General features: G+C 39.6%; 22 protein-coding genes and 5 pseudogenes. 12 read left to right on the top strand and 15 right to left on the bottom strand.

All coding sequences use genetic code 11. From position 1 onward, the window contains the following. Positions 1 to 44: 44 nt before the first annotated feature. From VSAL_RS16715 to VSAL_RS16685, 7 genes are all read right to left on the bottom strand, one after another. Positions 45 to 1,247, bottom strand: coding sequence for a tetratricopeptide repeat protein (locus VSAL_RS16715; RefSeq protein WP_012551528.1), 1,203 nt, complete (start codon positions 1,245 to 1,247; stop codon positions 45 to 47). Next, the gene (locus VSAL_RS16710) at positions 1,244 to 1,864 is read right to left on the bottom strand and encodes an energy transducer TonB (protein ID WP_012551527.1); all 621 of its coding nucleotides are present in this window, start codon (positions 1,862 to 1,864) and stop codon (positions 1,244 to 1,246) included. The genes VSAL_RS16715 and VSAL_RS16710 overlap by 4 nt, the downstream gene beginning before the upstream one ends. Then, entirely contained in the window at positions 1,864 to 2,268 is a 405-nt protein-coding gene (locus tag VSAL_RS16705; protein ID WP_012551526.1) for an ExbD/TolR family protein, read from the bottom strand. Before VSAL_RS16705 ends, VSAL_RS16710 begins: the two co-directional genes overlap by 1 nt. Beyond that, positions 2,265 to 2,774: a MotA/TolQ/ExbB proton channel family protein gene (locus VSAL_RS16700; protein WP_012551525.1), complete on the bottom strand. Its 510-nt coding sequence runs from the start codon at positions 2,772 to 2,774 to the stop codon at positions 2,265 to 2,267. The genes VSAL_RS16705 and VSAL_RS16700 overlap by 4 nt, the downstream gene beginning before the upstream one ends. Beyond that, complete coding sequence (locus tag VSAL_RS16695; protein WP_012551524.1) at positions 2,774 to 4,129, bottom strand: MotA/TolQ/ExbB proton channel family protein; 1,356 nt, start codon at positions 4,127 to 4,129, stop codon at positions 2,774 to 2,776. Before VSAL_RS16695 ends, VSAL_RS16700 begins: the two co-directional genes overlap by 1 nt. A gap of 1 nt (position 4,130) precedes the next feature. Next, a complete protein-coding gene (locus VSAL_RS16690; protein WP_012551523.1) occupies positions 4,131 to 4,898 on the bottom strand; it encodes a DUF3450 domain-containing protein in 768 nt (255 codons plus the stop codon). A gap of 100 nt (positions 4,899 to 4,998) precedes the next feature. Next, the gene (locus tag VSAL_RS16685) at positions 4,999 to 7,080 is read right to left on the bottom strand and encodes a TonB-dependent siderophore receptor (protein WP_012551522.1); all 2,082 of its coding nucleotides are present in this window, start codon (positions 7,078 to 7,080) and stop codon (positions 4,999 to 5,001) included. Positions 7,081 to 7,428: 348 nt separating this feature from the next. Here VSAL_RS16685 and VSAL_RS16680 point away from each other — a divergent pair. The 4 genes and pseudogenes from VSAL_RS16680 to VSAL_RS16665 all read left to right on the top strand — a co-directional run bounded on the left by VSAL_RS16680 (position 7,429) and on the right by VSAL_RS16665 (position 12,708). Then, positions 7,429 to 8,521 (top strand): annotated as a pseudogene (locus VSAL_RS16680) (NapC/NirT family cytochrome c). A 10-nt stretch (positions 8,522 to 8,531) separates the two neighbouring features. Beyond that, a complete protein-coding gene (locus tag VSAL_RS16675) occupies positions 8,532 to 10,100 on the top strand; it encodes a molybdopterin-dependent oxidoreductase (protein WP_269447626.1) in 1,569 nt (522 codons plus the stop codon). Then, positions 10,079 to 11,272 carry an IS91-like element ISVsa9 family transposase gene (locus tag VSAL_RS16670; RefSeq protein ID WP_012548955.1) on the top strand — a complete coding sequence of 398 codons (1,194 nt, stop codon included), beginning with the start codon at positions 10,079 to 10,081 and terminating at the stop codon, positions 11,270 to 11,272. The genes VSAL_RS16675 and VSAL_RS16670 overlap by 22 nt, the downstream gene beginning before the upstream one ends. Positions 11,273 to 11,517: 245 nt before the next feature. Further along, the gene (locus VSAL_RS16665) at positions 11,518 to 12,708 is read left to right on the top strand and encodes an IS91-like element ISVsa9 family transposase (protein WP_012548923.1); all 1,191 of its coding nucleotides are present in this window, start codon (positions 11,518 to 11,520) and stop codon (positions 12,706 to 12,708) included. Between the two features lie 166 nt (positions 12,709 to 12,874). Here VSAL_RS16665 and VSAL_RS16660 read toward each other — a convergent pair. Further along, positions 12,875 to 13,207 (bottom strand): annotated as a pseudogene (locus tag VSAL_RS16660) (four-carbon acid sugar kinase family protein); the annotation flags it as partial. Positions 13,208 to 13,209: 2 nt separating this feature from the next. Continuing rightward, a complete protein-coding gene (gene ltnD / locus VSAL_RS16655) occupies positions 13,210 to 14,115 on the bottom strand; it encodes an L-threonate dehydrogenase (protein ID WP_173362145.1) in 906 nt (301 codons plus the stop codon). Positions 14,116 to 14,402: 287 nt separating this feature from the next. Here ltnD and VSAL_RS16650 point away from each other — a divergent pair, with 287 nt between their 5' ends. Then, positions 14,403 to 15,158, top strand: coding sequence for a DeoR/GlpR family DNA-binding transcription regulator (locus tag VSAL_RS16650; RefSeq protein ID WP_012551520.1), 756 nt, complete (start codon positions 14,403 to 14,405; stop codon positions 15,156 to 15,158). A 69-nt stretch (positions 15,159 to 15,227) separates the two neighbouring features. On the opposite strand, the gene msrB is transcribed toward VSAL_RS16650, so the two are convergent. Further along, a complete protein-coding gene (gene msrB / locus VSAL_RS16645) occupies positions 15,228 to 16,373 on the bottom strand; it encodes a peptide-methionine (R)-S-oxide reductase MsrB (protein WP_012551519.1) in 1,146 nt (381 codons plus the stop codon). Positions 16,374 to 16,600: 227 nt separating this feature from the next. On the opposite strand from msrB, the gene VSAL_RS16640 reads away from it, so the two are divergent. The 6 genes and pseudogenes from VSAL_RS16640 (at position 16,601) to VSAL_RS23425 (ending at position 20,500) form a co-directional block, all read left to right on the top strand. Then, entirely contained in the window at positions 16,601 to 17,707 is a 1,107-nt protein-coding gene (locus tag VSAL_RS16640; protein WP_044583528.1) for a M20/M25/M40 family metallo-hydrolase, read from the top strand. A 169-nt stretch (positions 17,708 to 17,876) separates the two neighbouring features. Beyond that, positions 17,877 to 17,969, top strand: a pseudogene (locus VSAL_RS24280) (IS6 family transposase); the annotation flags it as partial. Positions 17,970 to 18,375: 406 nt separating this feature from the next. After that, a pseudogene (locus tag VSAL_RS16635) lies at positions 18,376 to 18,639 on the top strand (hypothetical protein); the annotation flags it as partial. A gap of 122 nt (positions 18,640 to 18,761) precedes the next feature. Further along, positions 18,762 to 19,934, top strand: coding sequence for an alpha/beta hydrolase (locus tag VSAL_RS16630; protein WP_012551516.1), 1,173 nt, complete (start codon positions 18,762 to 18,764; stop codon positions 19,932 to 19,934). A gap of 132 nt (positions 19,935 to 20,066) precedes the next feature. Then, positions 20,067 to 20,189: pseudogene (locus VSAL_RS24315) on the top strand (DUF4344 domain-containing metallopeptidase); the annotation flags it as partial. Positions 20,190 to 20,329: 140 nt separating this feature from the next. Continuing rightward, positions 20,330 to 20,500, top strand: a complete 171-nt coding sequence (locus VSAL_RS23425) for a hypothetical protein (protein WP_231850956.1) — start codon at positions 20,330 to 20,332, stop codon at positions 20,498 to 20,500. Between the two features lie 12 nt (positions 20,501 to 20,512). Here the strand turns inward: VSAL_RS23425 and VSAL_RS16625 are convergent, their stop codons facing one another. The 5 genes from VSAL_RS16625 to VSAL_RS16605 form a co-directional block, all read right to left on the bottom strand. Further along, positions 20,513 to 22,000 (bottom strand): IS66-like element ISVsa2 family transposase, encoded by a 1,488-nt coding sequence (locus VSAL_RS16625; protein ID WP_012551496.1) that lies wholly within the window; start codon positions 21,998 to 22,000, stop codon positions 20,513 to 20,515. Between the two features lie 40 nt (positions 22,001 to 22,040). Continuing rightward, complete coding sequence (locus VSAL_RS16620) at positions 22,041 to 22,922, bottom strand: IS982-like element ISVsa6 family transposase (RefSeq protein WP_012548944.1); 882 nt, start codon at positions 22,920 to 22,922, stop codon at positions 22,041 to 22,043. Between the two features lie 156 nt (positions 22,923 to 23,078). Then, positions 23,079 to 23,426 (bottom strand): IS66 family insertion sequence element accessory protein TnpB, encoded by a 348-nt coding sequence (gene tnpB, locus VSAL_RS16615; RefSeq protein WP_012548924.1) that lies wholly within the window; start codon positions 23,424 to 23,426, stop codon positions 23,079 to 23,081. Beyond that, the gene (tnpA, locus tag VSAL_RS16610; protein ID WP_012548925.1) at positions 23,423 to 23,737 is read right to left on the bottom strand and encodes an IS66 family insertion sequence element accessory protein TnpA; all 315 of its coding nucleotides are present in this window, start codon (positions 23,735 to 23,737) and stop codon (positions 23,423 to 23,425) included. The genes tnpB and tnpA overlap by 4 nt, the downstream gene beginning before the upstream one ends. A 48-nt stretch (positions 23,738 to 23,785) precedes the next feature. Continuing rightward, positions 23,786 to 24,391: a LysE family translocator gene (locus tag VSAL_RS16605; RefSeq protein WP_044583526.1), complete on the bottom strand. Its 606-nt coding sequence runs from the start codon at positions 24,389 to 24,391 to the stop codon at positions 23,786 to 23,788. A gap of 78 nt (positions 24,392 to 24,469) precedes the next feature. Here VSAL_RS16605 and VSAL_RS16600 point away from each other — a divergent pair, with 78 nt between their 5' ends. Beyond that, positions 24,470 to 24,928: an outer membrane protein gene (locus VSAL_RS16600; protein WP_012551515.1), complete on the top strand. Its 459-nt coding sequence runs from the start codon at positions 24,470 to 24,472 to the stop codon at positions 24,926 to 24,928. Positions 24,929 to 24,931 lie beyond the last annotated feature (3 nt).

Genomic DNA, 24,931 nt, shown 5'->3' with positions numbered 1-24,931 from the left:
AATGCTAACTCAGCAACATTCAAATTCCTTACCTTAAATGGAGTTTACGCTGAAGTATTGGCTGTTTTTCTCAATTGAGACAAATACTTTATCCACCCTTTCGCTTCATTTGATGGCGTAAAATCATTGGCTCTTTTCGCATAAAGTAAGGCTGAATCTATTTGGTTTAGCTTGTAATAGGCTCTCACTTTAGCTAATGCAATATCATCTGTCTTTTTGTAATCTTTAACCTTATCTAAAGTCTTCAAGCCTTGTTGATGATGACCCTCTTGGATCTGCAATTGGGCCACTTGCCAATAATAACGTGAATCTAGCGTTGCAGCCTTTGACCAAGTGACAGTGGCTTTATCCCACTCTTTTGCTGCTTGCCAATAACTTGCCTGCATTGTCAGTAAATCAATATCACTTTGCGCTTCATCTAACTGACTTAATACTTCTGCGGCTTTCTCTGGGATACCGCGCTGAGCATAAAGTTGAGCCAACAATTTCAACTCTGATTGACTCAATTCAATTCCTTGTCGCTCTGCAAGAATAAGAGTATCTAACGCATTTTTAGGTTGATTCAAACGAAGCTGAATACTCGTTAACTGCTGCCACCATGTCGCTTTATTTGGTTCAAGTACAATTAAACGGTTCAAGGTAGGGATCGCCGATTTCCATTGTTTTAATTGTAGTTGTGCCCCTAACTTCAGCACTAGCGATTGGCTTCTTTCACTTTGTTTCTTATATATCGCAACACGTTCATGCTTATTTAATGCAGAAAGTACCTTTCCCCATTGCGCCAACTGGTAATGGGTTTGAGAAATACGGAACCATAAATCGCCTATTTTTTGTTTTTCAGGCACTGAGTTCGCTAGTTGATAATAATGCGGTAACGCATCACTAAAGCGCTGCTCTGTTAATAATAAATCGGCAAGCATACGTTGCGTTATCCATGCTTGCTCATCGGCTAATTGCTGGCTATTTACCGCTTTAGTGAGATATTTAACGGCCGACTTACTACTCCCGGCCTGCCAATGAAACACACCCAACATACGTTGAATATAGGCTTTATCATAATCCTGAGAAGGGGTTAATTCGGCCAAAACAGCAATTGCCTCGGGCATTTTTTCTTGCTGTTGTAATTGCAACGCTCGCTGCACTTTACCCGCATTGTATTGACTAAGTTGCTGAGCTTGCACTGCCCCAGAAAAAAATAAAGCGAAGCTAAGAATAAGAACAGAAGAATGTAATTTTAATTTCATCATTTTGCTAACGTAAACTCCAATTTCACCGTTTGTCCAACTTGAGCAATGGCTTTCCCATCGACCACTTTTGGCTGATATTTCCATTTTTCCAGCGCTTTTAACGCTTCTCTTTCAAACATTCGGCGTGGTTTTGCATCCGTCACTTTTACATTGGTTGGGCGACCTTGCTCATCAATGGTAAATGACATAACAACAAACCCCTCAGCACCTCTTTTCATCGCTTTTGAAGGATAACGAGGCTCAACACGATACAACGGCATCGCTTGTTGGTTACCTGTAAAATCGGTGAAACTCGGTGCATTTATCGCTAAGCCTGAAATACTTGAATCAAGACCGATTAGCGGCATATTACTTTGCGGCGTTGCCATCGACGTTTGTGTTTGAGACGCCATTGGTTTTGCCTCTGGTGGCGGCTCTGGTGTTTCTGGTTTTTCAGGCACTCGACGTTGACGGCGCTGAACATCTTGTTCTTGCTCTACCATCACCATGTCAAAGCGAATCGTCTCACCACTTTCTGGTTTGCCGTTATGACCGTTGTCTACCATCCATGCCATAAACGTGAATAGCCCTACCGTCATAGAAAGCGCAATAGGCACTGCCAACAATAATCGCCACATTAGTTTTTCTCCGCAGCCAATGCGATGCCTTTAACACCAGCCCCTTTTGCCGCATCCATCACTTTCACAACCGTGCCGTTATACGCATGTTCATCAGCTTGAATGACGAGCGACGCATCAGGTTGTTCTAATAATAAATGCTCTAATATGGCTTGAACTCGCTCGGCGTCCACCATGCGTTTATCAATGAAAATATCGTTTGAAGCCGTAATAGCAACAAAGATACCCGCGTCTTTTTGACTCGATACATTGCTTGCTTGAGGGCGATTCACTTCTACCCCTGATTCACGCACAAATGAGCTAGTCACAATAAAAAATATCAGCATGATAAATACGATATCGAGCATTGATGTTAAATCGATCTGTGCTTCTTCTTGATTTGAAGAACGACGGCCAAGTCTCATGACTGACTCCTTAATGCTTTTTCTAAATGATGTTCTTTACGGCGGCAGACTTTGGCTAAACGAGCATGAACAAACATTCCTGCTAATGCTGCTACCATTCCAGCCATCGTAGGCAATGTGGCTAATGAAATACCAGACGCCATCAATTTAGGTTGACTGCTGCCTTGATTTGCCATTACATCAAACACAGAGATCATGCCTGTTACTGTGCCTAGCAAACCGAGCATTGGGCAAATTGCCACAAGAACTTTGATAAAATTCAGATATTGATTTAATTGAAGATGAGCTTCGCTTACCCAACCATCACGGATCGTTTTCGCATACCACGAATCATGATCGTCTCGCTGTTGCCATTTATCTAACCATACTTTTCGTTGTGCAGGAAAAGTGAATAATAAGAAAAACACACGCTCAACCACCAATAACCAACATACCGCAACAACTGCGCCCAACCACCATAAAATGGGGCCGCCTTGTGCCATAAAATGAGAGAGAAAAGCCGTCATTACGCTGCCATTCCTACTGGTGTATTATTGGTTTCTTTTTCTGCTTGCTCTGCCACCAAACTCAAGCCTTGCTTTTCAAGGATAGTGCGAATGCTTTCTGCTTGAGAGCTTAAAATATTGTGAGTTAATAACAGGGGCATCGCTGCAACTAAGCCCAATACGGTTGTTACCAATGCCATAGAAATACCACCCGCCATCACTTTAGGATCGCCATTACCAAATTGCGTGATCACTTGGAACGTTTCGATCATGCCAGTAACCGTACCTAACAGACCTAACATAGGTGCTAATGCAGCGAGAAGCTTAAGCATTGATAGGCCTTTTTCTAAGCCTTGCTGCTCATCAACAATTGTTTCTAATAAGCGAAGTTCTAATGCCTCTACCGAACGAGTTTTTTCTGCATCATAAACTGATAAAACACGACCAAGAGGATTATTACCGATGTGTGCAGGATCTTTTAATTGAGTGCGGATCTGCTGACGAATAACCAACAATCTCGCACCATTAAATAACGAAATAAGCAGGCCAATTGCCAATAGAGCGATAATGATTTGTCCAACCACACCACCCGCTTGAAGGCGATCTTTTAGCGTTGGCGAATTTGCAAGTTGCTCTAGCATGATGCCACGCGATGGATCCACTGCCATCATCATTACTTGCTGCTGTTGCATATCAGATAATGTAGCGACTGATGGCGCAAGGTCTGGCTGTTGTGAATAATACGTTGCTACGCTCTTTTTATTATCCCAACGTAGGAAGCCTTCATCACCAACAAGCGCCATATTGCCTAAACGGTAAGCATTGATTTCAGAGCGGTGCCCTGCCCCATTGATTACCGTCACCGGCATTAACGCCGATTCTGAACTCGCTTGCACTTGTTGAACCATGGTTTGCCATAACCCTGTTAACTGAGTCATTGATGGCAATGATTTAGCCTCTACAATGTCATTAATCACTTGTGCATTATTAGCATCAATTGAACCAGTCACTGAGTTTTTTAATTCAGAATTAAGATCTTTTGCCGTTTGTCTTACCACACCAAACAGCTCACCTAAACTGCCTGTTTCTAAATGTAGTTGCTGCTCTATCGTGGCAAGTGATTGCTCATTACTACTGAATAAAGAACTCAGTTCATCGCTCTCTTTTTGCAGTTTTTTACGCTCAGCAATCAAGGCGTTCTTTTGTGCTTTAAATTCTTTCTCTGTCAGCATAAAGTCAGCTTCACGTTCGGCATTGTGTTGTTTTTGAACATGGCTTGCTTGCTTTGTTTCTTGAACTAATTCACTACTTGCCGCTAACGTGTTTAGGGAAAAACCGAATAAAGACATCGCTAAAATAAGTGGTTTGATTGACATATTATTTCACCTCTTTCAGTGATAAAGAAACGGGTAGAGTCAATAAGCTCGGTGCCACTTGTTTGTAAGCGACAGAATACGCTTTTGCTAAGTCGTCATTAAATGATGAATCCAATAATGTCCACTGATTACGGTAGGTATTCCAGCTCCAGTATTGTGAAGAATCCAAACGACGAGCAAGCAAAGAAACACGACCTAAATGCAGCATATCCGCATCGATCACTTCGTCATTTCCAACCATAATTTGAGTTTGGTATGACCCCAGTTTTGAGCCGTAATCCATTTCGATTTGATACGCTTCCAGAATACGGCGGTATTTTTCTGCATCGCTCACATCCGCTCTTGTCATCATGTGATCAAGTTTTTCGATGCGTTGCTGACGTTCTGCAATCTTGATTGGTTTATCTTGTTCAACTAATACCGTAAGACCTGACAGCATCTTATACATCAATGGCACTACGCCTTGTCTGGTGTCTTTAATAGTCTCGATTTGATTATTTAAGTTCGTCATTTCTTGTTGTTGGCTATCGACTAAACCAGTCAAATGATCACGATAAACGGCAAGATTTTTGACTTCTTCTTGTAGCTGCTCAATTTCAGCTTTATACGTTAATGTCACTTCAGCACTCTTATCTATTTTTGTTTGGCTCACAGCAGAGGCTGCATTCGATTTATTTTCGATAGATAATGCTTGATCAAGCGTAGAGGCTTGAGCGGTTGTGATCATGGTAGCTAGGGCGATACCAATGCTGGTTTTTAAAATATTCATATTGTCGATTTCTTAATTATCATGTTTAAAGGATAAAATTCACATTCAAATAAACGCATTAAAGGGAGACCGAATTCTCCCTTATATTTGCTACGCTAACTTAGTATTTAACTTGCAGTGTCGCCATGTAGTTTCGGCCTTCACCAACAACCACATCACTTGCACTACCACCAGCTAAATAATCAGTATCTAATAGGTTTTCTACATTAAATCGAGCGACAAAATCTAAACTGTCGTCGTACTTTAAGGTATGTGAGATACCCATATCTACTCGTGTATAAGCGTCTTTTTTGAATTCGTTTTTAGAATCACCATAACGCTCGCCTACGTGATAAACACCAAGGTTAATACCTGTGCCGTTATTGAAATCGTACTGAGACCAAATACTTGCGCTAAATTCAGGTACATCCGCAGGTGTTTTACCTTCTAACGCTGGATCATTTTCATATTTAGCATCAAGAAATGTCGTTGATGCGCTTAATGAGAACGCTTCTGTCAGGTAACCCGTCGCCGCTAATTCAATACCAGTATGAACTTGCTCACCGACCTGTGAAGTACGTGTATTTGAACCACCGTTAATATCTTCAGACACTTGCATGTTTGACTGTACAATTTGGAATAAAGCACCAGACACATACAAGCTGTTATCTAATAGTTCCCACTTAGATCCTAACTCGTATAAGTTTCCTTTCATTGGATCTTGTTTTTGACCATCATTCACATCATCAGCATCATTTATCGTTGCTACTGGTTCAAAACTTTCAGAATATACGGCATAAATAGAACCATTTTCAGCAGGATGATAAATAACACCAAGCTTAGAAAGAATGTTAGTGTAATCTTCTTTTTTTCCTTTGCTGTCTTCTGTTTTATCTACAGCAAAACGTGCGCCAGCAAGTAACTGCCAAGAGTCATTAAATGTCACTAAATCTTGAAGGTAAATACCGTAATGTTGGCTCTTAGAGTGGGGCCCAACCGTATCATTACTTGAATTTAAATCACTAGGGCGATTAAAACCGTCACTGCACGTATCAGTGCTTGTTATGCATGATTTAGAGCTATCGTATTGACGCTTATAATCATAATTCAGGCCATTACCACCCACTAATAAACGGTGGTTAACGCCTAAGGCATCAACATCACCCATGAAATCAACATAAGCAGTATCAAATGTCCATTCATCATGACGATCTGATGATTTGTAGCTACTACCATCTTTATTAATATCCGATTCAGTACGCTGACGCTCATAATACTGACGGCTAATACCCGTTTTAACAGACCATGAATCCGTCAAGTTTGCAGTTAAGCCTACACCGTAATTAGCCACATCATTGTCTGTCTTCGCCCAGTTTTGGTCTTTAACCGTATTTGGGTCAATGACTTCACCGGTTGTTGTATCAACCTTTGAACCATTATCCAAATCACCGATTTCATTTGTTCTATCGTAATGAGCAGAAAGCATGATGTCTTCGTTAATATCATAATCAACAAAAAGACCACCAACAGTACGATCAGTTTCAACAGCAGTGCCATCAAAACGTGTACGCCAAGAATCTTGATTTTCTTGAGATAAAATCACGCGAGCACGTAATGTTTGGTCCTCATTCAATGAACCACTTACGTCAGCAATTGAACGAGTATAATTATTTGAACCGATATCTTGACTGATGGTTACTTGTGTTTCATAAGTCGGTTTTTTAGAAATCATGTTCACTAAGCCACCAGGCGTGGACTTACCGTAAAGTAAACCTGCAGGGCCTTTCATTACTTCTACACGTTCTAATAACTCAATTGGTTGACGATAATGAGACCAGTGTTGAACACCATCACGTAAGAAACTTGAACTGCTGCTTAATTTAAAACCACGCAAGTAAAAACGCTCACGGTTCGTTGATTTAGAGCCTTCAGAAATACTTGAATCATTCTTCAGCACTTCACCTAGTGTACTCGCACGTTGCTCATCAATGATTTGCTCATCAATAACCGTTACTTGCCCAGGAGTTTCTAGTTGCGTTGCTTCCATACGCATTGACGTTGAGTTTGTGTCTGCTTTATAACCGTAATCACGACCAGTAACGACCATGTGCTCATCAGTAGTTGATGCATCTGTTTCAGCGTAAGCAAAAGGGATAGATAAAACGGCGCCAATAACAAGAGCCAACTGACTTTTAGAAAACATATTCCATTATCTCCAAATCTTTCATTAATAAAACGGGTGATTAAATTCTGAGATGGAATATAAATGATAATCGTTTTTATTTGTATTAAATTTACATTCTTTGCATTCGTAAAGTTTTGTAAATCAAAAAAATAGGGTGCAACAAAAAAAGTAACCCAACAACAAATAAAGAAGAAACTAACATCAAAAAACGTCTTAAGATGAAACCTTATTAACAGAAATGTCAATTTAGAGGGTAAAATTAAATTTATTGACATAAATACCACTTATTTCATAGAAAAATAATACAAAAGTGGTAGGATTTGCGATTGACCATACAAAGAATATGGCTATATCAAGGATCATATTATGAAAAAACGTTATATCGCTTTAATCGCTGCCGTTGGTATTGCCATCGGGTGGATAACTTTGGGGGGGACGCAAGCCGTGCTTCATGCGACATCAACCACTGAATTCTGTGTTTCATGTCATACAATGGAAAAACCGTTGCATGAATACCAAGGTTCAGTTCATTTCAGTAACCAAAAAGGCATCCGTGCAGAATGTGCCGATTGCCATATTCCAGAAGAACCTATTGATTACCTAATTACAAAAATTCGTGCGTCTAAAGACATTTATCACGAGTTTGTTACTGGAAAAATAGACACTGACGAGAAATATGAAGAACATCGTTTAGCGATGGCAGAAACCGTCTGGGAACAAATGCGCGAAAACGATTCTGCTACTTGTCGTTCTTGTCACAGCTTTGATGCAATGGAAACTTACGACCAATCTGCTAGTGCACAAAAAATGCACGCATACGGAAGAGAAAACAATCAAACCTGTACTGATTGTCATAAAGGCGTTGCTCACTTTGCACCACAAGCCACATTAGATACGTCTGCTTTTGACCACCTTTTTGACATGGCGAAAAACACCAAAGCGGATGCAGAAAAAGTTTACCCGATTAAAAGCATTAAAATGGCCGATCTTGCGACAATTAACCCAACGGTTGAACTAGCAACGGTTAGTAACGATGAAGGCAAACGTACAGTGACTATTTCTGGTTACCAAATGAAAGGCGCAGAATCGGTTATCTACATGGGAGAAGGCCAACGTGCAATTATCGCTACTCTTTACTGATACAGGCATCAAAGCACTGACATTAGGTGAAGCGAACACAGATGCTTATGGTAACGAATGGCGCACCGCTGAGCTAACTGGCACAATCGATGCACCTGTTTTAGCTTCAAACCAACCATTATGGGATTACGCAGAAGAGCTAGACAACGTCTATTGTGCAACCTGTCACGCCAAAATCCCACCAAATCACTTCACTGTGAATTCTTGGGGACCTGTCGCTAAAAGCATGGGCGCTCGCACCGATATCTCAGAGCTTAACCTTGAGATCTTGACTAAATTCTTCCAAAACCACGCGAAAGACGTGGCAACTCATCAATAAGGGAGTGACTATGACTACTATTTCTCGTCGCGGCTTTTTAAAAGGCGCAGGTGCATCAGCGGGTGCATTAGCGATCACGTCTATCGCTCCGTTATCTGTGAATGCCTCTACGCTTGGCCGTACAGATTCATTAATTCTAACCTCAAGCCGTATGGGACCATTACTTTGTGAAGTCAAAGATGGTCAGCTTATCGCGACAAAAAGTGGGTTAGCTCAAACCGTACCAAACAGCTTGCAACAAACAGGACCTTCTCAGGTTCATACTAAAGCACGTGTAAAATACCCAATGGTTCGTAAAGGGTATCTAGAAAACCCAAGTAACCCTCAAGGGGTTCGCGGCAGTGACGAATTTGTTCAAGTATCGTGGGAACAAGCGTATCAACTGATCCATGAGCAACATACACGAATTCGTAACGCGTATGGCCCAGAATCGATCTTCGCAGGTTCTTATGGTTGGCGCTCAAGTGGTGTATTACATAAAGCTCAGACTTTACTTCAACGCTACATGAGCATGTCTGGTGGTTATGCAGGACACTTAGGTGATTACTCAACAGGTGCTGCTCAAGTAATTATGCCGCACGTGGTTGGTTCTATTGAAGTGTATGAACAACAAACGACTTACCCTGTTATTTTAGAAAGCAGTGATGTGGTTGTTCTATGGGGTTTAAACCCATTAAATACATTAAAAATTGCGTGGTCTTCAAGTGATGGGCAAGGACTTGAGTTCTTCCATCAACTGAAAAAATCAGGAAAAACAGTCATTATTATTGACCCAATGCGTTCAGAAACGGCTGAGTTCTTTGGCGATAAAGCACAATGGATTGCCCCTAACCCGCAATCTGATGTCGCGATGATGATGGGTATTGCTTACCAGTTAATCAAAACAGAACAACACGATACTGAATTCCTTGCTAAATACACGGTTGGTTTTGATCAATTTGAAGCGTACTTAATGGGTAAAGAAGACGGCATTGAGAAAACCCCACAATGGGCAGAAGCGATCTGTGGTGTTCCGGCAAAACAAATGGAACTACTGGCTAAGATCTTCAAAGAAAACCGCACCATGCTAATGGCTGGTTGGGGTATGCAACGTCAACAACACGGTGAGCAACGTCACTGGATGCTAACAGTTCTAGCTTCAATGTTGGGTCAAGTTGGTCTACCGGGCGGTGGCTTTGGTTATTCATACCATTACTCAAATGGCGGTAACCCAACGCGTGATGCGGGTGTATTACCTGCGATGTCCCCATCGTTAGGTGGGAGCTCTGCCGGTGGTAACGATTGGGCCGTTCAAGGTTCTGTTACTGCTTTCCCTGTTGCTCGTATTGTTGAATGTTTAGAAAAACCAGGCACAGAATATCAGCACAACGGCCATACACTTACCTACCCTGAATTGAAAATGATCTGGTGGGCGGGCGGTGCAAACTTTACGCATCACCAAGACACAAACCGTTTAATCAAAGCGTGGCAAAAACCTGGAACAATAGGCGCCTACGGCGCAAATCAAAAGGACTCAACCTCTTCCATTGTTGCCAATAAATCGTTTATCCTATCGCCATGCACGCATATAAACCCCTGAAACAATTATTTAATAGTCAAAATAACTGGCTTAAATTTCTTCATAATAACAAAGCTAACCTAAGAGCGGTCGTGATTGAAAATGTCACAAAGATGCTGTCCTGTGGGACAGCGGCTTTTGGCTCTCGCGAATATCATTGTTGCAACCCTGACTGTACCCATATCAAATATATTCACCAAACCTGTAAATCTCGAGCGTGCAGTAGCTGTGGCATGAAAGCCACAGAGCGATGGATACAAAAGCAACAACATGTCTTCCCTGAATGCGAATATCAACACATCACCTTTACCCTTCCAAACACGCTATGGCCTATCTTTCGTCATAACCGTTGGCTGTTAAATAAATTATTCAAATGTGCTGCAAACATTCTGCTGGGATGGGCAAAAGATAAAGGAATAGATGTCGGTATCTTTTGTGCTCTTCATACTTACGGTCGAAAACTGAATTGGAATACGCACTTACATTTATCGGTCACTCGTGGGGGAATTTGTGAACGTACCGGTTTATGGAAACCCATTTACTTCCAAATGAAAACGACAGAGCCTTGTTGGAGAGCGGCTATCGTCAGTTTATTGGGTAAGGCTTATTATGAGCTTGATTTATCAAGCGAAGAATGCCCCTATATCCGTAATAAAACGGATTGGTCACGCTTTTTAAGCAGTCAATATAATCGTCGTTGGAAGCTTCATTTTGCTAAAAAGACAAATAATGTAAAACCGACGATGAACTATCTTGGTCGGTATTTAAAACGGCCCCCGATTTCAGCGTCACGTTTAAGTCATTACGCCAAAGGCGGAATGATAACGTTTAATTATTTAGACCATCGAACAGGAACAACAGACAGCCTAACATTATCACCAGAAGAGATGATAAGACGGATAGTAGAGCACTATCCTGATAAACATTTCAAGATGATCCGATACTACGGTTTTTTATCAATGCGTCGTCGTGGAGAAGCTCTGCCTAGAGTTTATGCAGCTTTAGGTATGACAATAGAAGCTGAGCCGAAAATGCCAGGGTATGCCGCAATGTTAAAAGGATATGTAAAAGTAGATCCGTACGAATGTATTTTATGTGAAAGTCGTCTGGTGTTTACGAATTTCCGAGTCGGAAATTCGGTCAATGATTTAGTCACCCATGCGATAGTTCAGTCAGAATTGAGGGCAGCATAATAAGGTTTGTAGGATAAGTGTATCTAAAACTCATGAAATAGGGCTAAAACAGTTATAAAATCCCCGATAATTATATTTTCGATACCTTTTAAAAAAACAGCGATGGTGAAATTGGCTTTTTTAGACGGGCCAATGCTAACTCAGCAACATTCAAATTCCTTACCTTGAACAATAGGCGCCTACGGCGCAAATCAAAAGGACTCAACCTCTTCCATTGTTGCCAATAAATCGTTTATCCTATCGCCATGCACGCATATAAACCCCTGAAACAATTATTTAATAGTCAAAATAACTGGCTTAAATTTCTTCATAATAACAAAGCTAACCTAAGAGCGGTCGTGATTGAAAATGTCACAAAGATGCTGTCCTGTGGGACAGCGGCTTTTGGCTCTCGCGAATATCATTGTTGCAACCCTGACTGTACCCATATCAAATATATTCACCAAACCTGTAAATCTCGAGCGTGCAGTAGCTGTGGCATGAAAGCCACAGAGCGATGGATACAAAAGCAACAACATGTCTTCCCTGAATGCGAATATCAACACATCACCTTTACCCTTCCAAACACGCTATGGCCTATCTTTCGTCATAACCGTTTGTTAAATAAATTATTCAAATGTGCTGCAAACATTCTGCTGGGATGGGCAAAAGATAAAGGAATAGATGTCGGTATCTTTTGTGCTCTTCATACTTACGGTCGAAAACTGAATTGGAATACGCACTTACATTTATCGGTCACTCGTGGGGGAATTTGTGAACGTACCGGTTTATGGAAACCCATTTACTTCCAAATGAAAACGACAGAGCCTTGTTGGAGAGCGGCTATCGTCAGTTTATTGGGTAAGGCTTATTATGAGCTTGATTTATCAAGCGAAGAATGCCCCTATATCCGTAATAAAACGGATTGGTCACGCTTTTTAAGCAGTCAATATAATCGTCGTTGGAAGCTTCATTTTGCTAAAAAGACAAATAATGTAAAACCGACGATGAACTATCTTGGTCGGTATTTAAAACGGCCCCCAATTTCAGCGTCACGTTTAAGTCATTACGCCAAAGGCGGAATGATAACGTTTAATTATTTAGACCATCGAACAGGAACAACAGACAGCCTAACATTATCACCAGAAGAGATGATAAGACGGATAGTAGAGCACTATCCTGATAAACATTTCAAGATGATCCGATACTACGGTTTTTTATCAATGCGTCGTCGTGGAGAAGCTCTGCCTAGAGTTTATGCAGCTTTAGGTATGACAATAGAAGCTGAGCCGAAAATGCCAGGGTATGCCGCAATGTTAAAAGGATATGTAAAAGTAGATCCGTACGAATGTATTTTATGTGAAAGTCGTCTGGTGTTTACGAATTTCCGAGTCGGAAATTCGGTCAATGATTTAGTCACCCATGCGATAGTTCAGTCAGAATTGAGGGCAGCATAATAAGGTTTGTAGGATAAGTGTATCTAAAACTCATGAAATAGGGCTAAAACAGTTATAAAATCCCCGATAATTATATTTTCGATACCTTTTAAAAAAACAGCGATGGTGAAATTGGCTTTTTTAGACGGGCCAATGCTAACTCAGCAACATTCAAATTCCTTACCTTCAAAGTAAAGTCATCGCCTAGTTCAGCTAACAATACATCCGTTACTGGCCCTATATTTCCTTTATTTGTGCTATCAAACGTTGAGCAATATTTAAAATAAAACTGTTGGCAACCTTGAGATTGAAGCCATTTCAACGCAGATACAGATTCTGAAATAGCTTGTTCGACAGAACAAGAACGAGATTTAAGACTGATCACAACCGCGTCTGCCATTGCATCAATATCGCCTGTTGGAATGCCGTTTAATTGAATCGTACTCATGCCATTTTCTACAAGAAAACCCGCGATGTCCGTTGCACCAGTAAAATCGTCAGCAATAACTCCTAATAACATAATTACTTCTCCACACCCGGTAAGTCGATACCTTTAAATATTTTAATCACAGCACTGTCGTCTTCTTTACCAAAGCCTTCATTACTCGCACTAACAAACATGTTCAGAGCAGTACTTGACAACGGTAATGGAAACTGAAGATCTTTCGCTGTATCAGACACTAAATTCAAATCTTTAACAAAAATATCAACCATTGATTTTGGTGAATAATCACCATCAACCACATGCTTCATACGGTTTTCAAACATCCACGAATTGCCCGCGGCATTCGTTACGACGTCGTACATTAAATCCAGAGGGATATTCGCTCGAGCCGCTAACGCCATCGCTTCAGCACCTGCAGCAATATGCACACCAGCAAGTAATTGGTGAATAATTTTAACCGTTGCACCTAACCCAATCTCTTCACCGATGTTATAGACTTTCGAAGCTGTTGCTTCTAATACAGGCTCTAACTTATCAAACGCTTCTTTAGAACCAGAAGCCATGATCGTCATTTCTCCCGCTTCCGCTTTAATTGCACCACCAGAGACTGGCGCATCAAGCATAGTGAGTTGGTATTCTTTTAATTTTGCTTCGATTTGTTTCGCATCATCCGCAGCAATCGTCGCAGATACCATAATCGCCGTATTTGGTTTTAACGCCGCAGCAAAGCCAGAATCAAATAACACCGCGTTTACTTGATTTGCATTAACAACAAGAATTAACACTGCATCCAATTTATCCGCAAATTCAAGGACATTAGTTGAAACCGCTTTCGCCCCCTTATTTTTAAGAACCTCCAAAGCGTGTGTATTTAAGTCAATGCCATACACATCAAGCCCAGCACGAATACAAGAGTTTGCAGCTCCCATGCCCATAGAACCTAGACCAATAACGCCAACCGATTGAGCTTTTTGATTTTCCATAACGCCCTCTAATAAATTTGTCAGTAGTGGATACAATGAATCAATATGTTAATTTGTGTTTATGTTTGTGATTATATGGTAATTAAAGCAATTCAACTTCGTTGCAAGTCACACAATTAACAATAGTTAACATTCATTGGTAATATAACTCTTTATAGGGAGGTGCATTCTCACTATATCTGTCAAAAATTCATATTTATCTATAAATAAAACATTTATTCACAGATATTCACAACGTAGATAAATGTTGTTAGGATAAGTAAAAACAATAATATAGCGGCATAATCATGATCCCAGCAGAACGTCAGAGAACCATTTTATCGTTGTTATCACACCAAGAAGTCATCAGTATTGTTGAGTTGATTGAACACCTCGATGTATCACACATGACTATACGTCGTGACATTGTCAAACTTGAATCGTTAGGAAAAGTGATTTCAGTATCCGGTGGGGTTCAGTTAACAAGAACCATTCATAGCGAGCTATCGCATGACAGTAAAATAGAACAGCAAACCAATGAGAAAGCAGTAATTGGTACTATTGCCGCTGATTTAATTCCACCAAATTCAACGGTATACCTAGATGCAGGTACCACCTCTTTAGAGCTTGCTCATAAAATATCCGCGCGCGATGATTTACTTATTATTACGAACGATTTCGCTATTGCTGCCTATCTCATTAACCACAGTGAATGTGAGATTTATCATACTGGTGGAAAGATTGATCGAAATAACCAATCAGCAATAGGCAGAAAGGTTGTGGAGTTTCTGCTCACTATGAATATTGATATTGCTTTTATTTCTACCTCATCGTGGAGCCTAAAAGGATTATCAACCCCCTATGAAGGAAAGGTTGACGTTAAGCAAGCCATCGCAAAATCATCACAAATCACTTATTTAATTTCTGATTCAACGAAATACGGTCAAGTAGCCACTTTTCATGCATTAGATATCGAATGCATTCATGGGGTGATTACTGATAATAACTTAGCTGAAAGTGTGGTTAATGATCTCGAAGAAAAAGGCATTAACGTTATTCGTTAATAAAAAAGCCCTCATGACATTCATCATAAGGGCTTTATTTTTATCATTATAAAGTTAACACATATCTAATTACGACGATTGATTAAACAGATACAAATATTCTTCATAGCCTTCTTTCTCTAAATCTGATTTTGCTACAAAACGCATTGCAGCTGAGTTCATGCAGTAACGTAACCCCGTTGGTTTCGGTCCATCACTAAAAACATGCCCTAAATGTGAGTCTGCAAACTTACTGCGGATCTCGGTACGTTTACTGAATAATGCAAAATCATCTTCTTCAGCAATATATGCTTTATTGATTGGCTTAGTAAAACTTGGCCATCCCGTGCCTGATTTGTATTTATCGGTTGATGAAAATAACGGCTCACCACTGACGATATCAACATAAATACCTTCGGCTTTATTATCCCAATATTTATTATTGAACGGGCGCTCGGTTCCTTCCTCTTGCGTTACGTAATATTGTTGGTCCGTCAGCATCTTTTTAATCTCAGAGTCTGATGGCTTATTGTATGGCTTTACGTTTTGCGCCATTGTTTTCTCATCAATGTATTGGCGTAATGTCTTTGGATTCTCATTTCTATCTTCACCAAACACCGCATCTAAGTACTGATCACGTCCTGAGTTGTAACGGTAATACTTATAACGTACTGGATTATTTTTGTAATAATCTTGATGATAATCTTCTGCTGGCCAAAATTTCTCAAACTCAATTAGCTCTGTTGCTAATGGTTTTGGGTAAATTCCCGCCGCATCAATCGCATTCATGAACTCTTGAGCAATCACTTGCTGATCTTCATTATGGAAGAAAATAGCGGGACGATATTGTGGACCTCTATCAACGAATGAGCCTTTGCTATCCGTTGGATCCATATGCCTAAATAGCTGATCAAGCACCTGCTCATAGCTAACGATCTTAGGATCAAACGTCACTTGAATTACTTCAATATGTCCAGACTTTCCTGATGACACTTGTTTGTAGGTAGGGTTTTCAAGTGAGCCTCCTGAATAACCGGATACCACATCCACCACCCCATCTAACTTTTCTAAATCAGATTCCGTACACCAAAAACAGCCTCCCGCCAATGTTGCAACTTCGTAGTTTCCTTTCTTCAGCGTAGACATATCTTCAGCGGTTGAAAAAAAACTGGTCATGACAGCAAAAAATGGAATAAACAGTAGTGCTATCGTTGTAATTTTTAATCGGTACTTCATAACAACCTCTTTATGGTTTCTTATTAATATAGTTATCAGAGTGATGTGAATCGAGAAAGTTGCAATTTATTGTTAAATATTAATTCTGTGTTATAGCTTTTCGTTATTAAGATATAGCTCATACATATGGTAATGCTGTCGGGCTTTTTATTGATTCAGTGCATCTTTTTTCACACTTCCTTTGGGTAGAGTGGTTTTATATTTCCTTTCAATATAGAAGAAAAATCATGACTCAAGTGAACCAAGAGCGTTTAATTAATCACTTTCTAGATATTGTTCAAATCGACAGTGAATCAAAAAATGAAAAAGCGATTGCAAAAGCACTTGCAGAACAACTAGGTGAACTAGGCTTTACCGTTACTAAATTACCCGTGCCTGAGCACGTATCAAACGGCTTTAATATTTACGCAAGATTAGAAGGCGAGTTAGAGGGCAGCATTGTATTTAGCTCTCACATGGATACGGTAACTCCAGGTAATGGTATTGAACCGATTATTGAAGATGGCGTTATCCGCTCTAAAGGCAACACCGTTCTTGGTGGTGATGATAAATCAGGTATCTCAGCGGTAATGGAAGCGGTACGTGTTATTAAAGAAAATAACCACGCACACAAAACGATTGAGTTAGCGTTTACTGTCTATGAAGAAGGCGGCTTACACGGCTCTAAAAACTACGATATGAGCTACATTCAATCTAACCACGCGATTGTGCTAGATTCAGGCGGCCCTATTGGCACTATTATTACTTCTGCTCCTGGTCAACAAAACCTTAAAGTAACCATCACAGGCCGTCCAGCACACGCAGGTTTAGCGCCAGAAGAAGGCATTAATGCCCTAACGGTTGCCGCTGATGCAATCATGAATATGACACTTGCACGTATTGACGAAGAAACAACAGCCAACATTGGTGTGGTTCGTGGTGGTCAAGCGACAAACATCGTTATGCCAGAACTGTACATTGAAGGCGAAGCGCGCTCTCTGGATGATGTGAAGCTGGCAAAACAAGTTGAGCACATGGAATCAACGTTCAAAGCAGCAGCAGATAAACACGGCGCTCAAATCGAGATGATCTCAACGCGTGCTTATAACGCTTACAAAATTTCAGACGACAATTCACACGTTGCAAGCATTAAAGAAGCGTTTGAGAGCATTAACATTAGCCCGTTCACTAAATCTACTGGTGGCGGCTCTGATGCGAACGTATTTAATGAAAAAGGCTTAACAACAGTAAACCTTTCTACGGGTATGTCTAAAGTTCATACTACGGAAGAGTTTATTAAAGTCTCTGATATGGTTGATATTACTCGTTTCTTAACGGCATATTTAACTCATTAATTACCGTCTAAAATCAATATATTAATGTAAATAGTCACTACAATATTAAGTGACTATTTTATGGATCTGTTGTGAAAATTCAATTTAACGTCAAGATCCCACAATCTTTCATATCATTTCGTAGCTAATGAGCAATTCTGAATTTAAATAGAAACACTTTACACAAGAAATTATACTTTAGTGTTTACGTTGGCATGGTTCAACACCAATGAGTTACGCAAATCTCAGTGACATATTTGTTACGGAGTCTGTATCGGCTTCATCTCATGGTAATTGTGCAGTAATTTCTTTTTCATAAATAGAATTACTACTTTTTCCCGATCTAATAATTGCTTCAAAGAAAGCATTTAAACTCTCGAATATTTCATTTTTATTTAATAAATAAAAAAAATGGCTCAGTATAAACTGAGCCAAAAAACCACTACGTATGAGAGATCGCCTGTCTAAAAAACAAATAGTAGTCTTAATCGGTTGTTCCTGGTTACATTATCTAATCTATTCTTATATGCCTTCTCTTTCTACCGTAAAATCCAACAGGTTGAATTCTAAATTTCAGCATGACCAATCAACGTATAACAAGGTTATACAATGAGAAAAGACCCAAAGGTAGTAAAATAAAAGCAGTAATAACTAGTCAACTGTAGAACTTATTTACCCACTCAGATTTTTTGCAACAACCCCACTTAAAAGCCATTGAAAGTGAGAAAGTAGATATCGGTACTCAGCAAGCCTCCAAACAAACTCGCATTACGTCTTATGATTTTCTAGACGCCATGCTCGCTATCCACATCTGTATTATATTAGGCGCAATTATGGACGTTAGTGGATTTAGCAGGGCCTATCTTTATTATTTTGGCTGTGCAGGATTTGGAGGGATATCTCTGGGCTCTACTCCAACCGCTATGGAAAATATGTCAACTGTGGCACAAAAATAAGGTAATTCACATCAAGCATTTATTATTGTGCCTTTATCATGTTTATAGCTGTTCACACTTTATTCATTCTCTCTATATTATGCTAATCTCATCTTATTATCGTTCAACAGGTCATTCACGTGATTTCATCGTTATTTTCTCGCTTTGCGTTCATTGGTTCTCTGACAATATTAGGCGCGTGCAGCCAATCCACCACTGATGCCAATTATCTCGCATCAGAGTCGCTACCTAACTATTCACAAACCAGTTTTCAACAATACATCGATGAAACCAAATTATGGTTAGCAGATCACCGTGTGTTTAAAAGTGATAATATTGAAAAAGAGTTAATGGTGAATTTACCTTTTGAAATAAAGCCAAATAAACCTAACGGAAAAGGCGTGCTTTTAGTTCATGGCTTAGGTGACTCTCCTTTTTCATTTATTGATGTTGCTCAGCACCTAGCAGATAAAGGCTATTTAGTCCGCTCAATATTACTTCCAGGGCATGGAAGTAAAGTGGCGGATCTCATGCTACCGAGTTTAGAAGACTGGCAAAATGTCGTTCATCACCATACCCAATTACTTAAAGCTCAAACAGATGAAGTGTGGCTTGGTGGTTATTCTACTGGTGCAAATCTAGTGACCTCAGAAGCACTGAAAGACGATGATATTGCAGGGTTACTTTTATTTTCTCCGGCATTTAAACCGGGATCATCGACCGTAAAATTTGCAAAAATCGCAAGCTATTTTTTGACATGGGCAGATCAAGATCCTGAAACTAACCCTATCCGTTATAACTCACTCCCTATGCACGGTGCGGCGGTTTATTATGATACGGCGAAAATTGTCCAACAGGATCTTAAGGATAAAAACTACACCAAACCTGTCTTTATGATAACCAGTGAAGGCGACAGAGTCATTGATACAAAATTTTCCACTACCGTATTTGAAACCCAATTCACTAATGCTAAAAATCACTTAGTGTGGCAAGGTGAGAATGTATTCCCTGCAACTAATGCCACTACATTTAGCATGAACCGTCCAGATCTGAAAATAATCGATGGATCTCATATGGGGCTATTATTTTCACCCAATAATCCTGAATATGGCAAAAAAGGAGTTGTACGAATTTGCAGTAATGGGCAGACAGAAGAGCAAGAACTGGCCTGTGAAGAAGGTGCTGATGTGTGGTTTTCATCTTACGGAATAAGAGAAGAAGGTAAGATTTTTGCGCGCTTAACTTATAACCCTTATTTTGAACAAAGCATGGAAATTTTAGACTCAGTCATGAACGTCTCCGCCTCCAATTAATCACAAGTTAACACAGTCACTAAGCACCATTATGTGTACGGTTCTTTATTTATCTAATAGCGCAATTGATGGATTGATCATGGTAAAGCATTCGTTTTCATTTCTCTGTTTTACTGTTTTAACAATGTCGATTTTTCTACCTTATGTTTAGTGTATGGCAGTAACCAGAAAGCACATGATTATTTACTTGATGAAGTCGAAAATAATTATCTCGCTGATAGAAAAGAATTTTGTGTATTTCAATTTAGCGCATGAACTCAACGTTGGGTTCATGACTTTACTTCATCAACATTTAACCATTAAACGCACATAAAAGAGTAATAACCATCGTATTCATTCTAGGTTCATATTGAATACTTTATGGTGTTTTTTTTACTCTGTCGCTAAGGTTTCTTATGACTCGCTATTCTCGACAACAGATTATATTCCACTGGCTTAGCCTTCTTCTTATTACCATTACTTACGTAGCAATAGAAATGAAAGGCTTAGTCCCTAAAAGTAGCCCATGGCATGATTATCTAAAATTGATTCATTTCAATGCCGGTTGCTTAGTATTTATAACGTAAGCGTGCGGGGAACTACACCTTGTCTTTTACATTCCAAGGTAAAAGTGAATCGATATCTGGCGATCCAACACATAAACGATCTAGACAATACCTAATATAATCGTAAGGGATTAATCCGTTTGCCTTTGCTGTTTCTACAATGCTGTAAAGCATTGCACTTGAATCTGCACCAGCCGTTGAACCCGAAAATAACCAGTTTTTCCGGCCGATAACAAACGGTTTAACCGCTCGCTCTGCTCGATTGTTATCAATAGATAACAATCCATCATCAATATAACGAACTAATTTATCCCATTGATTTAATGTATAGCTAATCGCCTCACCTAATTTTGTTTTAGGTGATACTCGACTAACTGCGCTATCAAGCCAATCACGGAGCTCTTTAAGTAAATCGCGGGCTTCTGTCTGCCTAGCAACATACTTGGCTTCAGGGGAAGCCTCTTTTAATAACGATTCGATCCGGTATAGCTTTTGGATTTTACTCAATACCCAATCTGCACTCCCTGTTTTCCCTTTTACTTGAACACGTTGAGCCTCAATAAATCGTCGACGTGCGTGTGCCCAACAGCCAACTAAAATCGCTTCAGTTTGTTCATAACCTTGGTAACCATCGGTATGTAAATACCCGTTATAACCTTTTAAAAAGTTAACTGGATGGTTGCCATGCCTGCTAGATTGATAATCATAAAGTACAATTCCAGGCAAAACACCAGAGCCTGGAGAATCATAGCCAGAGCAGTAGACCCACATATAACATTTTGCTTTTTCAACATCCAACACATTTACCGTTGTTTCATCACAATGCAGAGTGGGTTGTTCAAGCAAAATACGATGTAACTCGTTATTAAGAGGGGTAAATAGTACCGAGCATTTTATTAACCAATCCGCCATCGTTCGCCGTCCAATAATGATACCCCATTGCTGAAATAACGTTTCTTGACGATAAAGTGGAAGACTGTATTGAAATTTAGCCGTAATAATTTGAGCAAGTAAACTTGCGGTCGCAATCCCTTTAGGGATTGGTGACGCTGGCATTGGGGCTTGTTTAATGTCTACTGAAGTATTGTTTTTTTCACAATTTCGGCAAGCATATTTAGGACGAACATGTTGAATAACTTCCACTTTAGCTGGTACAAATTCCAACTTTTCACTGATGTCTTTACCCATCGCATGCATCTCTAGACCGCAACACTTACAAGTTTTATCTTTTATGTCGTGGATAATAACAGTACGCGGTAAGTCTTCAGGTAAGCGTTGGCGTTTTGGCTTTTGACGAGTGTAGGTAATCGTTTGTGTGTCATCATTTTCAATGATGATTTCTTCTTCTGTTTCATTGAATAAATCAAATTGAGTCGAGTCAGATTCACTGCTTTTACCAAAGCGCTGATGTTGAGCCAGCCGAAATTGCTCTAGAAGACGGTTATATTTATTTTCAAGCTGAAGCACAAGTGCTTTCAGCTCGTCAATGGTATCAGGAAGTGGTTTTATTTTATCAGTCATGTAGATGACTATATAACCTGAATTCTGGATAAAACATGCTTTAAGCGAGGATTAGTTCAAATTCACATTCTGATAGCTTAATTCGTGGCTTTTGTTTTTTTAAACAATAAGCCACAACGCCTGAAATTACATTTAGCATGAAACCAGTCACGCTACGATGACGGCTATGTTCAATTTGAGAGATATTCTTCAATTGGTCATTTATCGTTTCGATAATGTATCTCTTTGATAACATAGCCTTATCAAAAGCACTTATCTCTTTTGCTTTCATGTTTTTTCGCGAGGTAGTCACTAAATCGACATCAGAGTTCTTTAAGCTCTCACTCAACTTTTTACCTATGTACCCTTTATCAGCGTACAATTTCCCCGAGAGTTCTTTGCATAAATCAGGTACAGGAGTCCTATCATTTACATTGCCAGCTGTGATTTTCAGCGAAATAATTTCTCCAAGATGGTTAATCAATAAATGAAGTTTGAAGCCGAAAAACCATCCCATGGTACCTTTTCCTCTTTTCGCAACACCATCAAAGACTTTATGGCGAGGAATTCGAATGTTATGGCATACTTTAAGACTCGTGGAGTCAACAAAAGCAATGCCAGTCGGCTTACCTTTGATAGATTGAAAATAGGCACACATTGGGGCGATTAGGCTAGGCATTTTGCTCACAAATCGAGTGTAGCTAAGTAAATTTGGAAAGTATCCTTTCCAATATTGATGAACTAACCCGATATAGAAGTTCTTGAAATCTCTATGATTTGATTGATGAAAAGCGATGACAATAGTCATACATTCACTAGTAGACATTACTGACTGACGTTTTCTTTTTCTCTCACTAGCCTCAACAAGGTATTTTTCCCATTGAGATAAGAATTGATAACAAAAATCATCGACATCACAAAATATATCAACTAATTTATTCATCTTGCCCACCTTTTAAAATACGTTCAAATAATTCTTGGTCGAAAGATCTGATCGTTAGGTGGGCAATTAGTTCAGCCTTATCCAGAATTCAGGTTATATAACGATAATACAGGTAATCAATCGGTTGCCTCCTATTCTTGACTGAGAATCAACTATTTAAAGGGTTGTTTGATAATGTACCGGTTGATGTCCTAAGATATCAAAACCTTGTAATAGCAGTGTCAGTTGCTGCTCTGATAATGCTAACGTATCGTTATTTATATTTCGTGGCCATTTGAAGCGGTCTTCATCTAATCGCTTGTACCATAAAGCGAATCCTGTTTTATCCCAATACAATATTTTGAGTTTATCACGAGGCTTATTGCAAAATATAAATAGAGCATCACTAAACGGTGATAGTTGCATTTCTTGCTCAACAATCACGACAAGGCCATTAATGGCCTTGCGAAAATCGACAAAATCACGATGAAGATAAATGGTGGAAACATCAGTAAATACATTCATGATTGATACCCTTTTAATAAGAGTCCTATCCAGTGAGGTTCAGTATTAGCTGGCAATGTTAATCGCAATTTTCCGATAGAAAGTTGAATATCTGGTAATTGTGGAGTGGCGATGATAGTTGATGTTAACGCTTCTACTTTCAAGAAAGTAGAAGCGTTAATCTTTTGTTTCCATCGTGCTTTACGTGCACTAAATGTCTTTGGCAGAATATTATGGTTACGACAAAATTCAGCGGCACTAAGCTTGCTAGATTGCTGAGATTCAAATAGAGCGTGCCATTGCTCTGGTGTTCTCTTTTTATCTTTTTGCATAATTACGTTCTCGTTAAATGAAAGATCGTAAGATACGCATAATGAATTTTATTTGTTAGGTGTAGTTCCCCGCACGCTTACAGATAAACGATCAATCCACTGCGCTTTACTTCTTAGCTTATCAACAATTTTTGGGGCTGATAATAAACAACTAATTAATGTATACCATAAACCATCGATGATAATTGGAGTGATAACAATAATCGCTTTATCTATTGGTGTATTACCCGCAGCAACAAATTGACTGAATAACGCCAAAAAGAACAAGGCTATTTTAGGGTTCAATAATGAAATTAACAGACCTTCTTTCGCCGACTCAAGCAACGTAACTTGCTCACCTGATTCCAGTTTTGCAGCGATACCACCCGTTGAGCGTAAAGCGCCATACCCTAAATACGCAAGATAAGTCGCTCCTAAATAACTGATCGCTTTAAAGACTACTGGCGATTGCTGCAATACCACAGCCAAACCAATCACCGTGATAAAAGCATAAATACCAATACCAATACCAATAGAATGCGCCCATGCCGCTGCAATTCCGTTAATACGGCGACCAGATAACGTATGTTTTGCAACCGTAGCTAAACTAGGCCCTGGTGACATCGCACCGAGCATTGAAATCAATAATAATGAAAACCAAATAGTTAATGTCATTTCTTCCCTTAAATTATCTTTACAACATCGTCTCATTCACAATAAAATCTCACCTTCGGTTACAAAGACGAGTTTACAATGAAAAGATTCATACCACTTTTATTGCTAGGTGCGACAACATCGGCACAAGCAACAGACACTTTACACCAAATCTATATTCAGCCAAGTCTTGCTAACCTGAAAATTGATGGTTCCCATGTGGATGGTTTAATGACTCAAGTGGGTTATAACTACCATTTTGCGCCAATGGTGGCTCTGGATCTCAGTTATTACATGACGGAATCAATGGATAATGTCACAAGTAACAACGACAGTGCCGCTGTTGATGGCGCTTCAATTGCCGCGAAGATGTATTTCCCAATGTCTTACTATGGCTCTTTCTATGGAAAGATGGGACTAAACCGTACTAACGTTGAATATAAAAATACGGTAGGTAACCAAACCATGAAACAAGACTCAACAACCACTAAGCCTTACGTTGCTGTTGGTGGTGTAATGAAATTATACCCATCAGTCACGTTCAATGTTGAATGTTGAATA

This window comes from Aliivibrio salmonicida LFI1238 (assembly GCF_000196495.1).
GTDB lineage: Bacteria > Pseudomonadota > Gammaproteobacteria > Enterobacterales > Vibrionaceae > Aliivibrio > Aliivibrio salmonicida.
The sequence above is the reverse complement of the archived record's forward strand: the minus strand, read 5'-3'. Positions and strand labels throughout refer to the sequence as shown.

What these genes read in the sequence shown, in the direction of transcription:
- ltnD (WP_173362145.1), bottom strand. Translation starts at nt 14,115, where the DNA reads ATGGAAAATCAAAAAGCTCAATCGGTTGGCGTTATTGGTCTAGGTTCT.
- VSAL_RS16605 (WP_044583526.1), bottom strand. Translation starts at nt 24,391, where the DNA reads ATGACATTAACTATTTGGTTTTCATTATTATTGATTTCAATGCTCGGT.
- VSAL_RS16685 (WP_012551522.1), bottom strand. Translation starts at nt 7,080, where the DNA reads ATGTTTTCTAAAAGTCAGTTGGCTCTTGTTATTGGCGCCGTTTTATCT.
- VSAL_RS16670 (WP_012548955.1), top strand. Translation starts at nt 10,079, where the DNA reads ATGCACGCATATAAACCCCTGAAACAATTATTTAATAGTCAAAATAAC.
- VSAL_RS16665 (WP_012548923.1), top strand. Translation starts at nt 11,518, where the DNA reads ATGCACGCATATAAACCCCTGAAACAATTATTTAATAGTCAAAATAAC.
- msrB (WP_012551519.1), bottom strand. Translation starts at nt 16,373, where the DNA reads ATGAAGTACCGATTAAAAATTACAACGATAGCACTACTGTTTATTCCA.
- VSAL_RS16625 (WP_012551496.1), bottom strand. Translation starts at nt 22,000, where the DNA reads ATGACTGATAAAATAAAACCACTTCCTGATACCATTGACGAGCTGAAA.
- VSAL_RS16705 (WP_012551526.1), bottom strand. Translation starts at nt 2,268, where the DNA reads ATGAGACTTGGCCGTCGTTCTTCAAATCAAGAAGAAGCACAGATCGAT.
- VSAL_RS16650 (WP_012551520.1), top strand. Translation starts at nt 14,403, where the DNA reads ATGATCCCAGCAGAACGTCAGAGAACCATTTTATCGTTGTTATCACAC.
- tnpB (WP_012548924.1), bottom strand. Translation starts at nt 23,426, where the DNA reads ATGAATGTATTTACTGATGTTTCCACCATTTATCTTCATCGTGATTTT.
- VSAL_RS16690 (WP_012551523.1), bottom strand. Translation starts at nt 4,898, where the DNA reads ATGAATATTTTAAAAACCAGCATTGGTATCGCCCTAGCTACCATGATC.
- VSAL_RS16715 (WP_012551528.1), bottom strand. Translation starts at nt 1,247, where the DNA reads ATGATGAAATTAAAATTACATTCTTCTGTTCTTATTCTTAGCTTCGCT.
- VSAL_RS16695 (WP_012551524.1), bottom strand. Translation starts at nt 4,129, where the DNA reads ATGTCAATCAAACCACTTATTTTAGCGATGTCTTTATTCGGTTTTTCC.
- VSAL_RS16675 (WP_269447626.1), top strand. Translation starts at nt 8,532, where the DNA reads ATGACTACTATTTCTCGTCGCGGCTTTTTAAAAGGCGCAGGTGCATCA.
- VSAL_RS23425 (WP_231850956.1), top strand. Translation starts at nt 20,330, where the DNA reads ATGACTCGCTATTCTCGACAACAGATTATATTCCACTGGCTTAGCCTT.
- tnpA (WP_012548925.1), bottom strand. Translation starts at nt 23,737, where the DNA reads ATGCAAAAAGATAAAAAGAGAACACCAGAGCAATGGCACGCTCTATTT.
- VSAL_RS16710 (WP_012551527.1), bottom strand. Translation starts at nt 1,864, where the DNA reads ATGTGGCGATTATTGTTGGCAGTGCCTATTGCGCTTTCTATGACGGTA.
- VSAL_RS16600 (WP_012551515.1), top strand. Translation starts at nt 24,470, where the DNA reads ATGAAAAGATTCATACCACTTTTATTGCTAGGTGCGACAACATCGGCA.
- VSAL_RS16700 (WP_012551525.1), bottom strand. Translation starts at nt 2,774, where the DNA reads ATGACGGCTTTTCTCTCTCATTTTATGGCACAAGGCGGCCCCATTTTA.
- VSAL_RS16620 (WP_012548944.1), bottom strand. Translation starts at nt 22,922, where the DNA reads ATGAATAAATTAGTTGATATATTTTGTGATGTCGATGATTTTTGTTAT.
- VSAL_RS16640 (WP_044583528.1), top strand. Translation starts at nt 16,601, where the DNA reads ATGACTCAAGTGAACCAAGAGCGTTTAATTAATCACTTTCTAGATATT.